At 53.0% G+C, this 11,487-nt stretch carries 10 protein-coding genes; all 10 read left to right on the top strand.

Annotated features, from left to right (window positions below):
• Positions 1-68 precede the first annotated feature (68 nt).
• The 10 genes from NYE24_RS17130 to flgK all read left to right on the top strand — a co-directional run bounded on the left by NYE24_RS17130 (position 69) and on the right by flgK (position 11,473).
• Positions 69-2,783, top strand: a complete 2,715-nt coding sequence (locus NYE24_RS17130) for a stalk domain-containing protein (RefSeq protein ID WP_342479251.1) — start codon at positions 69-71, stop codon at positions 2,781-2,783.
• A 57-nt stretch (positions 2,784-2,840) separates the two neighbouring features.
• Complete coding sequence (locus NYE24_RS17125) at positions 2,841-3,998, top strand: sensor histidine kinase (protein ID WP_036699270.1); 1,158 nt, start codon at positions 2,841-2,843, stop codon at positions 3,996-3,998.
• Between the two features lie 4 nt (positions 3,999-4,002).
• Positions 4,003-4,725, top strand: a complete 723-nt coding sequence (locus NYE24_RS17120; RefSeq protein WP_036699238.1) for a response regulator transcription factor — start codon at positions 4,003-4,005, stop codon at positions 4,723-4,725.
• A 252-nt stretch (positions 4,726-4,977) separates the two neighbouring features.
• Complete coding sequence (locus NYE24_RS17115; RefSeq protein WP_051493922.1) at positions 4,978-5,421, top strand: hypothetical protein; 444 nt, start codon at positions 4,978-4,980, stop codon at positions 5,419-5,421.
• A gap of 94 nt (positions 5,422-5,515) precedes the next feature.
• On the top strand, positions 5,516-7,405 hold the full coding sequence (locus NYE24_RS17110) for a DEAD/DEAH box helicase (RefSeq protein ID WP_342479171.1): 1,890 nt from the start codon (positions 5,516-5,518) through the stop codon (positions 7,403-7,405).
• Between the two features lie 333 nt (positions 7,406-7,738).
• On the top strand, positions 7,739-8,359 hold the full coding sequence (locus tag NYE24_RS17105) for a ComF family protein (RefSeq protein WP_342479170.1): 621 nt from the start codon (positions 7,739-7,741) through the stop codon (positions 8,357-8,359).
• Between the two features lie 141 nt (positions 8,360-8,500).
• Positions 8,501-8,908 carry a TIGR03826 family flagellar region protein gene (locus NYE24_RS17100; protein WP_076159491.1) on the top strand — a complete coding sequence of 136 codons (408 nt, stop codon included), beginning with the start codon at positions 8,501-8,503 and terminating at the stop codon, positions 8,906-8,908.
• A gap of 105 nt (positions 8,909-9,013) precedes the next feature.
• A complete protein-coding gene (gene flgM, locus NYE24_RS17095) occupies positions 9,014-9,301 on the top strand; it encodes a flagellar biosynthesis anti-sigma factor FlgM (protein WP_036694667.1) in 288 nt (95 codons plus the stop codon).
• Positions 9,302-9,313: 12 nt separating this feature from the next.
• Positions 9,314-9,814 (top strand): flagellar protein FlgN, encoded by a 501-nt coding sequence (locus tag NYE24_RS17090; RefSeq protein WP_036694669.1) that lies wholly within the window; start codon positions 9,314-9,316, stop codon positions 9,812-9,814.
• A gap of 57 nt (positions 9,815-9,871) precedes the next feature.
• Positions 9,872-11,473: a flagellar hook-associated protein FlgK gene (gene flgK, locus NYE24_RS17085; protein ID WP_342479169.1), complete on the top strand. Its 1,602-nt coding sequence runs from the start codon at positions 9,872-9,874 to the stop codon at positions 11,471-11,473.
• The last annotated feature ends 14 nt before the right edge of the window (positions 11,474-11,487 follow it).

Raw genomic sequence — 11,487 nt, 5'->3', positions numbered from 1 at the left:
AGGTCTTGATAGCGAGGTAGAAGAGTACAAATAGATGGGAGAGTTACACTGAAATGAATGAGTTTTTCATGGGGAAGAAGAGTACGGAGCAAACACGGGGAAATCAATGGTCGCCTGCTAAAAAATGGATTGCTGCATCCCTGGCAGGTGTAATATGGATCATGCCGGTTGTCGGAAGTGAAGGTGCAGGATGGCTGGGCGCAAGCACTGCGCCGGTAGCACAAGCAGCAGCGTCCTTCTCGGCGACGAAGCTTAGTGAAGAGGTTATCACTTCCGGTGCGATGATGATGAAATATAAATTTACCACGGTGCGTTCCGGTAAGAGTGCGACAGGACTGGCCAGCGTCATTCGTGTCGATCTGAATAATCCTTACGTCTCTCTGGATGTAATGACCGGCAAAGGCGGGAATCTGACGACACGGCAGAGCACCGGGGGCATGGCGGCGGAGACAGGAGCAGTCGCGGCGGTGAACGGGGATTACTTCAATACCGGCGGAGAGGGTGCACCGATTGGCGGTCAGGTATCCGGCGGAGTATTGGTGTCTACCCCTTCACAGTTGAACGGAATGTATGCTTTTGCAGTAACCAAGGACCGTAAACCTATCATTGATGAATATACTTTTGAGGGGATGCTGACCGCAGAGGATGGTTCTCAGTTCCCGCTATCCGGCATCAACAAAGGGGCTTACAATCCCGAAGGCGGCAGTTCAACTTACAGTCATGCTAATGCTGCTTATATTTATACAGATGCTTGGACAGCGCTGGAGCGTCCTAAGGGCAGTTCTACTACACCGACGGAGGTGCTGGTAGAGAATGATATCATTACTCAGATCTCGCTGGATTCGGCTCTGCCGGTGACCGTACCCAAGGGGGCCTATATTCTGCGGACGCACGGGCTGGCTGCCCAGTTCGTTAAGGCCCATCTGATTGTAGGACAGAAGCTGAATAGTACCTATGTGCTCCGTTCCAAAACTACTCAGCAGGAGCTCGATCCTTCAACGCTGCAGATGATGATCGGGGGGCATACGATTCTGGTCAATAACGGCAAGGCGTCGCCGTTCTCACGCTCCACAAGCAGTATAGGCGGGTACCGGGCGCGTACAGCGCTGGGATATTCCCAGGATGGCAGGTATGTATATGTCATTGCAGCCGAGAAAAACAGCAATAGTGCAGGGCTGTCGCTGACAGAGCTGCAATCCTTCATGACGAATATTGGGGTGTGGAAAGGGATTAATCTGGACGGAGGGGGCTCTACAACGATGGTAGACCGCCCGCTGGCTGAAACCTCGACTACACTTACCTTCAATACCGAATACGGCAAGGAGCAGCGTACAATCGTTAACGGCGTCGGGGTATATACTTCTGCTCCGCAAGGTGAAGTGAAAGGAATCAAGATCAGCGGCAGTTCGGTACTGTTAATCGGACAAAAGGCCACATACTCCCTAAAGGGCTATGATACGTACTACAATCCGGTGGATGTAGCAGCGGCTAATCCGGCCTGGACCGCAAGCGGCGGCAGTGTGACTGTGAATGCGGGCGAAGCAACGGCAGTCAAGCCAGGAACCGTGAAGCTGAAGGCGACCAGCGGAACAGCGAGTGCGGAGACCGAGGTCACCGTTCTGGGCGGAGAAGACTTGTCCAGCCTGATTGCAGGTACAGCCACTGCACCGCTGCAAGCTGGGGCCACTGTATCAGTTCCGGTTAGCGCAGTGTCGAAGAGCGGGGCAACGATAGCTGTTCCGGCAACCGCACTGAAGTGGGAGTTCATCGGCTTCAAGGGAAGTGTGGGGGATGGCAAGCTTAAGGTGGAGTCGGTCGATCCTGGCGTAACTACCGGATATGCGATTGCCCGCTATGACGGCTTCAGCACGGCGGTTGTCTTGTCTACTGCGGCTGCAACGGCGTGGGAGGATTTCGAGAATGCCAATTATCCGTTCGCGTTCACTACCAATGCGGCAGGGGTTACCGGAACAGCAGCAGTGGTTCCAGGCAGCGCAGAGCGTGCAGGCTCGAAGGTGTTATCGCTTAGCTACGATATGAGTGCAGGCACCGGCAAAATGTATGCATACGCCCAGTTCAACGGTACAACGGGCAAGGATATTCCGGCGGCGGCGACCTCAATGTCCGTCGATGTGATGGGAGACATGAGCCTGAACTGGATGCGTGCCGAGCTGACGGATGCCAGCGGAAAGACGGCCTATATTGATCTGGCGAAAGTCATCGACTGGAACGGCTGGAAGACGCTTAATATCGATCTGTCCGGCTCAGGGATTAAATTTCCAGCTTCCCTTAAGAGACTTTACGTGGTAAATGTAGAAGAAGGCCAGGATGAACGGGCCAAGACGGGGACAGTGGCCTTTGATAATATTTCCTTCGTGATGCCATCGCTCTCCAGTGAGGCGGGACTGCCCAAAGGGACGGCGGCGATGAGCATAGGCGGCAAGGCGATGACGGTTAACGGCACCAAGCAGCCTATCGATGTCGCACCGATCGTGAAGGACGGCAGTACGTATGTGCCGATAAAATATGTAATGGACGCGTTCGGCGGCAATGCGGTCTGGGATGCGAAGACCAAGAAGATTATGGTCCTTCGGGGCTCCAAGGCGCTGGATCTGACCGTGAACAAGAAGGAATTCGTGCTGAACGGGAAGCGGCAGAGTGCTGAAGTAGCACCTATAATCCTGAATGCCAGGACTTTAGTACCGCTCAGACTAGTGACAGAACAGCTTGGACTGACTGTAAAATGGGAACAGAACACTAAGACCGTAACTATCGAATCGTGATATGTTAGTATAAAGGAAAGCCTTTAATACGATTCGATAGAAATGGGGCAAGCATCCGTGGAATTTCAAGCCGATGCGATAGATCGGGTGATTAAAAACACCATCGATGTGATGGAGAGCAGCAAGTATCAGATATTCGAAATATTGCAGGTGGCACGGGATGAGCTTGCTGCACTCAACAAAGAGCTGCAGCGGGTCATGGAAGAAACGGATGAAACATTGCAAAAGGTAGACAAGCTGGAGCAGCAGTACCACCGCTCCCGGATCCGGCTGACAGAGGTCAGCCGGGATTTTGTCCGCTACACGGAGAAGGACATACGGATTGCCTATGAGAAGGCGACAGAGCTGCAACTTGAGCTGATGATGACCAGGGAGAGGGAGGCTTATCTGCGGAACAGACGCGATGAACTGCAAATGCGTGTTCGCAGTGTCGAAAATTCTGTAGAACGTGCCGAATCAATTGGTTCGCAAATGAGCGTTGTCCTGGAATATCTGTCTGGAGAACTAGGTCAAGTGACGCGAATTGTCGAATCTGCGAAGAACCGCCAGATGATTGGACTCAAAATAATCCTGGCTCAGGAAGAGGAAAGGAAAAGAATTGCCCGGGAAATTCATGACGGGCCTGCTCAAATGCTGGCAAATCTAGTCCTAAGGACGGAAATTGTAGAAAGAATGCTGGTAAAGCAGGAATTTGGGCTGGTACAAGCCGAAGTAATAGACTTAAAGGGGCAGGTAAGATACAGCCTGGAAGAAATGCGCAAGGTGATTTTCAACCTGCGTCCGATGGCGCTTGATGATTTGGGGCTGATTCCGACTCTGCGGAAGTATGTGCATGATTATGAGGAGAAGACGAAGATCCGTACCTCTTTTGAAACCAGGGGGAAGGAGCACCGGTTGTCCTCGGCGATGGAAGCAGCGGTATACCGGCTGGTTCAGGAGGGGCTGTCCAATGCGGCGAAGCATGCTTATCCGAGCTACGTACTGGTAGAGATTACTTATCAGGCTCAATTGATCAAGATTGTCGTGAAAGACAATGGCTTAGGCTTCAATGTGAAAAAAATCAGTGAACAAGCCAACCGGGAAAGCTTCGGTCTGGTGGGTATGCGCGAACGCGTGGAATTGCTGGAAGGAAGAATGGAAATACAGTCAGCCGAGAACCAGGGCACAACAATCGTAATTCACATTCCGACGAATGTGGAAAAGGGAAAGGAGTAATGTGATGGAGAACCAAAACTCTGGCAAAGCGCCCATTAAAGTTCTTTTGGCCGATGATCATCAATTGTTTCGTGAAGGGCTCAAGCGTATTTTGAATATGGAGGATGACATCGAGGTCATTGGCGAATGCGGTGACGGCATCCAGGTGCTTGAATTCTGCAACGGCAACAAGCCGGATATCGTACTGATGGATATCAATATGCCGATTGAGAACGGCGTGGAGGCTACGCAAAAGCTCCGTGAAATGTTCCCGGATGTCAAAGTGATAATCCTCTCGATTCATGACGATGAAAGCTATGTGTTTGAGACGCTGCGCAAGGGGGCGAACGGATACCTGCTGAAGGATATGGAAGCCGAGTCGCTGATTAATGCGATCCGTTCTGTATGTGAGGGGCATGCTTTTATCCATCCGAAGGTGACCGGCAAGCTGATTAATCAGCTGCGGCGCATGACGTACCTTAACGAGACTGGCGCTATGGCCGAGACGGCCGTGAAGGAAGCCGGTGTCAAATTCGTTGCAGGCGACAACAATCCGCTGACCCGCCGCGAGGCAGAGGTGCTGCGCTTGATGGCAGAGGGCAAGAGCAACAAGATGATCGGGGAGTATCTGTTTATCAGTGAGAAGACGGTCAAAAACCATGTCAGCAGTATTCTGCAAAAGATGGAAGTGGATGACCGCACGCAGGCTGTAATTAATTCTATCAAATATGGCTGGGTAACTTTATAGCTTCCCTCATAATCGTTTAACTGAGCGTTTTGGAGAATCCTAATGATCCTATAAAACGGTACATAACTTGTATGCAGCCTCGAGCTGCAGCCATAGTATTGTTTCAGTCCGCACTCTATTCGAATTTTGCAAAATGCTAACTTAAATATGTACCCTAAGTTAAACTGGCGGGAGAGGCTCCCGTGCTAGTGGGCTGTCACCGTCCTTTTATATCCGGCATATAGTGTGGGTATAAGAGGGAGGTGCATCTTCATGATCGCCCAGTTAATCTGGATTATCTCTATTTATGCATCCGCAGCAGCCCTTGTTCAACTCCTGCATCATCGGGAAGAGACCCGGGCAGCAGCACGGACTGGTAAGCGGCTTCACTATATTCTGATTACCCGTAATCATGAGGCCGTGGTGGAGTGGTATCTCAGGGTCTTTGCAGTTCATGCTTGCTGGATGGGCAGGCCCCTGCAGGTTACCTTGGTGGATGACGGTTCAGAGGACAGGACCATGGCGGTAGCCTCACGGATGGCTTATTACAACTCTTCTATTGAATTTGCGCCTGCGGTGCCGTTATACGGTCTCGCGGACAGCGCAGAACTCCGGCAGGGAGTTACAGTGGACCTACGGGTTCAAGAGCCGCTGCTGCCGCTGCGGATGATGCGGTTGCCGGGAAGCGGGAGATCCCCATCTAAGCACGGCGAATGACAGTTAAATATGCCAGTTACGGGTGAAGCACACTCTCCAGGAATGGGGCGGTGTGCTTTTTTGTTGTGTTTCTTAAGAAAAGGGGGCGAGGGAATTGAAGGTAGCAGTGTATGTGGTGACGCAGGGCGGGGACTGGCAGGCTCGGATTTCACTGAATCTGGCGGTGGATGAATTATGGTGGGCGGGTGAGGCGGAGGGGCTTGTGATGCTCTCCCGGTCACTACCGCTGGGCTGGGCGGTGAAACTGGCAACAGTTTGCAAGTTCACGAACCAGATGCAGCGCTGGGATGAGGCAGCCTGGGTGAAGTACACCGCAGCTCTCTTGAAGGCGGAGATCCGAGCGGAGCAGGCTGCTGGAGGGGCACGGGGAGCGGGTTGGCCTTTTGAGGAGGTTGTGGAGTATAGGCTGCCGGGAGACAGGGGATGGGGTGGGGAGGGGGAATTGGGAGGTGTCAGGGGGAACGCACAGGAGAGCTTACGGAGGAGTGAGCTGGAGGTACTTGCAGCGGAAGCTGACCGGCTGGTTGCGGCGCTGGACGGGCGTTCCTTGCTTCAGGGTGAAGCAGAGGCTCTTGTGGCCGAGCAGCTCCCGGAGCTGGCGGAGAGTTGGCGGGCTGCGGCGCAGCTCGCCTACCTCCAGGGACGGCTACGCCTTACGGCCGCCGTCCTGGCCCCTGCGGGCGCCGCACGGCCAGGCCTGTGCCGCCGCGAAGTGCCGCGCTGCCTGCGTTGCGGCAGCGTACCCACGGGCCGCACGGCCTGCGCCGCGTGCGGCCTTGCCGGCTGCGCCTATTGCGAGGCCTGCCTCGCACTGGGGCGCAGCCGGGCTTGTGCGCTGCTGCTGCGCAGCGCACCGCTGCCGGCCGTGCGCTGCACGGCCGGCCTAGCCCCCACCGTAGCGGCACGCCGGTGGGGGCTTAGCGCAGCGCAGGCGGCCGCCGCCGCCGCTGCGCTGGGGTTCCTGGCGGAGCCGCGCAGGCGCTCCGCCAGCCCGGGCCCAGAGCGGTTCCTGCTCTGGGCAGTGACGGGAGCGGGAAAGACGGAGATCACTTTCCCGCTCCTGGAGGCGGCGCTCGCGGCCGGAGGCCGGGCGCTGATCGCCACGCCGCGGCGCGACGTCGTGCTGGAGCTTGCGCCGCGCCTGGCGAAGGCATTCCCGGCGGATGTCCCCGCCGTGCTGTACGGAGGCAGCGAGGACCGCTTGCGCCGCAGCCGGATCACCCTAGCGACCACGCACCAGCTGCTGCGGTTTGGTCAGGCCTTCGATCTGGTCATCATCGATGAGATCGATGCGTTTCCCTATCACAACGATCCTATGCTGGACTATGCTGCAAGGCAGGTCTGCAAGCCCGGCGGACGATTCATCCTTCTCTCTGCTACGCCGCCTGCAGAGCTGCAGCGCCTCGCCCGCTCCGGCAGATTGCCGCATGCAAAGGTGCCGGTCCGGTTTCACGGCCATCCCTTGCCGGTACCGCGCCATATCCGGATACCGCCGCTTCATCGCTGCCTGAAGCAGGGCAGAATTCCGGCAGGACTGCGTTCAGCGCTGCAGCATTCCCTTGACCGTAAGGCACAGCTTTTCCTCTTCGTCTCCCGGATTGCCCATATTGAGGGACTGCTGCAGCTGCTGCGGCGGATGTTCCCCGAGATTTCTATAGAGGGAACCTCCTCTCAAGACCCGGGCAGAGCAGAGAAGGTTCTTAAGTTCCGGGATGGCACCATTTCCCTGCTGGTAACGACAACGATACTGGAGCGTGGGGTCACGGTACCGCATAGTGATGTGTTTATTCTGGATGCGGACAGCGGACTCTTTGATGAGGCAGCCTTGGTGCAGATGGCGGGCCGGTCGGGACGCTCCAAGGATGATCCGGCAGGCAATGTCATCTTCGCTTCTGCAGAGTGGACCCGCTCGCAGCGCGCCGCCATATCACAGATCCGCAGTATGAATTCGATCGCCCGCAGACAGGGATATCTCAAGTCTTAACCTTCTTCTAATTTTGGATTTGATACTCCCTGTACTCTAGACTCCATACCGTCATTTAGAAGGAGGTTTACCATGCGAAACCTGTCCTCATGGATGAAGCAAGCCCGCTCCCTAATTGCGCCTTCGCAGTCGGAATGTCTGTTCTGCGGCCACAGAGGCCGTCCTTCCCCCGAATGGCCCGGAATCTGCATACATTGCCAGAGCAGCATTCCATGGATTCACGTTCCCCGGTGCCAGATCTGCGGGCGTCATGTGGGCTGCCCCGATTGCAGCCGTAGCCATGGGCCCTTACCGATCCGGTGCAACCGGAGTGCAGTAGCTTACACCAGTGATATGCGAGAAATACTAGGCCAGTATAAATACCGGGGGAATGAGCGGCTCGCACCCCTGCTCGGTCTGATGCTGGACAGGGCATACGCGTTTCTGCAATACGAACAGAGCGGACAACAACTGAACGGAGCGTTACAGAGCAACCTTTTTAGCAAACTATTCCCGGTATTGCATTCAAAGCTTCGGATGCGTTCTAACCTGTGGCAAGCCGACCTGCTGGTCCCTGTGCCTGTGAGCGCTGTCCGCCTGTCTGAGCGGGGCTTCAATCAGGCGGAGCGGCTGGCAGAAGTAGTATCCTTGCACAGAGGAGTCCCACAGCTTCCACTATTGGTCCGTACCCATCACACTGCCAAGCAGAGCTTCAAAAGCAGAAGGGAGAGGCTGGCCGATATGAAGCATGCTTTTGCCGGAAATACAGATCCGGTAGTTCTGCAAAGTCTGAAAGAACTCCTGAATTCCAGTATGACGCATCAGCTTGAACAGCGCCCCCTGCGAGTTATTATTGTCGATGATATCTACACTACGGGGAGTACGATTCGTGCCTGCGCCGGGGCGCTTCAGCAGCTCTGCCGCAGCCTGGATTGCACTGCCGAGATATACTCTCTGACCTGGGCGCGTTCCTAGCAGCTGCCGCCGCTCTGGAATTCAATAAAACCGCTTCCCTGACCGATACTAAACATAGACGGATCTTCGGCGATCATGTAATCTTAGTAGCATAAGCGATTCATGAGTTGTGCAGAATGATAGAAGGGAGCCGCGGTAGATATGAATGTAGACAATTGTCCGAGATGCGGCCGGTTATATGTCAAGAACCTGATGAACCTGTGCCAGCCCTGCATCAAAGAGTTAGAGCATGAGTATGAAATCTGTGTAGAATATTTGCGTAAAAATAGAGGCACCAACATACAGGAGCTGTCCGATGCCACCGATATTTCCATCAAGGAAATTACACGTTTTATCCGGGAGGGCCGGATTTCCATAGCCAACGCACCCAATATGATGTACCCTTGCGAGGTATGCGGAACCCTGATCCGGGACGGGCATATGTGCGACAGCTGCCGCAGCCGTCTGACCAAGGACCTGGCCAATGCGGCCAAGGAAAGTGCAGACACAAGCGCTTCCAAGAAGGCTCAAGATGGCGCTTACCGCGCGGTGGACAAGTTCCGCAACTAAACAATTCTGCAAAAAAACGCTTGCAGCTATAAAGAATGTTTCAACAGGGGCCGATAAACTTAGTAAAGATTATCGGCTTTTTTATTACAGAAGGAAGGTGAAGTTATGAAAATTAACGATGCCGGACGAATCAATGCGATTAATCCATACCAAAGAAGTGCGGAATCGCAAAGGCAGGAACAGATGAAGAAAAGTACACGCAAGGATGAGGTATCGATTTCGGATGAAGCCATTAAGCTGCTTCAGGCACAGAAGAGCGGGAAGATTGACACTGAACGTGCGAACAAGATCGAGAGCCTGAAACAGCAAGTATCCGCAGGTACCTACCAGGTTGACGCAGCCAAGCTCGCCGAGACACTCGCCCCCTACTTTAAGCAATCCTCCGAGAATTAGGTGAAAACACCCATGGCACTTACAACATTATTAGAATTGCTTGAGCGGCTGGACGAGGCGCATGTGCAGATGCTGGATCTGGCCGCAGTCAAGAAACAGACCATTATGGACAACAAGGTGGAGGGTCTCATTGATATCCTGAACCGTGAGTCCAAGCTGATGAAGGTGATTGGACAGCTGGAAGAACGGCGTGCAGAAGCGGCCTTCGAGTTTTTGCAGGGGGTTGGAATCCGTTCCAATCTGAATCTGAATCTTACCGAGCTGTCCCGCCTTGTATTTGATCCCGAAGACAAATCACGCCTGCTGCATATTCAGCAGAAGCTTTCCGGCACATTGCAGCAATTAAAAAAGGCCAATGAGCTGAATCAGAAGCTGATTGAGCAGTCGCTTACCTTTATAGATTATTCCCTGGATTTGCTTGTCGGAAGACCAAATCAGGAAATGACGTACCATCATCCGTCCGACAAGGGCAGCAGTGTAACTCGGCCGGGTCTTTTTGATGCCCGTGGATAATCAGGTTATCCGCTGAGCTGCGCTCACCGCAGCAATCACAAGGGAGGAACAAGTAGCATGACATCCACATTCCACTCCATCGAGACCGCAAGACGAAGCCTGTTTACCCAGACCGCGGCGCTCAACACCACCGGCCATAACATTGCCAACGCCAACACGGAGGGGTATACCCGCCAGCGTGTGAATATGACAGCTTCAATCCCTATTGAAGCCTATGGACTTAATAAGTCTACAGTTCCTGGGCAGTTGGGTACAGGGGTTGAGTTTGGCTCTATTGACCGAATTCGTGAGACTTTCCTGGATACCCAATACAGGGGGGAGAATTCAGCATTGGGAAGCTGGGCGATCCAATCGGATACACTGGATAAGCTGGAATCCATTTTTAAAGAACCATCGGATACAGGGATAAGTACAGTGCTCGATAATTTTTGGAAGTCTTGGTCGGATCTCAGTAAAAATCCGGAGGACAGCACTTCCCGTAAAATCGTAGTCCAGACTGCTCAGGCTATGACCGATGCACTTAATTATATGAGTAGACAGCTTAGTAATCTTGATACGGATTTGGCCTCCAATGTGGCAGTCAAAGGTACTGAGATACAGGGATATTTAACTTCCATTGCGGATTTGAATTCTTCTATTTTCAAAATTGAGAGCATGGGCGACAAAGCGAATGACTTGCGGGATCAGCGTGACCTGCTGACGGACAAGCTCTCCAAGATTGCTAATGTCACTGTAGTGGATAGTGAATACGGCTATAATATTTCGCTTGGCAGCCAACAGCTTGTACAAGGACCCGCTGTCTCTGCGACTGTGGACAGTGCATTCCTTAACACTGCTTTTGCTTCGGGCGATCTTAAGACTGGAGAAGTACATGGTATGATCACTTCCAGTCAAAAGTATGTTGCCGATTATAAGAAACAGCTTGATAACATCGCCAACACTATTGCTAACGGTGATATGGACATTACTCTCCCCAAAGGATCTATCCTTCCTGAGGGAACGGTATTAACTACCGATGTAATCATTCCCCAAGCAGGTGGAACCACAACCACAATTACAGCAGGAACACCTTTCCCTAAAGGTGTTACTTTAAGCGCTGATGTGAAGACAACGGTGAAAGGGCTGAATGGTCTTCATCAGCTAGGTTACACCATGGATGGTACACTCAATCCCGGTAAACCGTTATTTACGATAACAGGTGACGGAAGTGCTATCACAGCTGGAAATATCACATTCAATTCGGAAATTGCCACGGACACCAATTTATTAGCTACATCTCTCCGAACTACTGGAACAGGTACTTCAGAAGCAGTTGTCAAAGGGAATAATACTCTGGCGCTTTTGTTAGCCAATCAACAATCGGGTTCTTTTACATCACCTACTACTGGAATCAAAGCGACAGCAGGTTCCTTCTATAAATCAATGGTGGGGCAACTCGGGATTCAATCCCAAGAGGCTACCCGCCAGACAGAAAATTCTAATTACCTGGTAGAACAGGTAAATGCCCGCCGTCAATCGGTCAGCGGTGTATCGCTGGATGAAGAGATGTCCAATATGCTTGTATTCCAACATGCTTATAGCGCAGCTGCACGTTTTATGACGACTTATGATGAAATGCTCGATAAATTGATTAACTCTACAGGCACCGTAGGCAGATAAGAAAGGGGGAATTA

It is taken from the genome of Paenibacillus sp. FSL H7-0350 (assembly GCF_038593195.1).
Taxonomy (GTDB): Bacteria; Bacillota; Bacilli; order Paenibacillales; family Paenibacillaceae; genus Paenibacillus_AQ.
The sequence above is the reverse complement of the archived record's forward strand: the minus strand, read 5'-3'. Positions and strand labels throughout refer to the sequence as shown.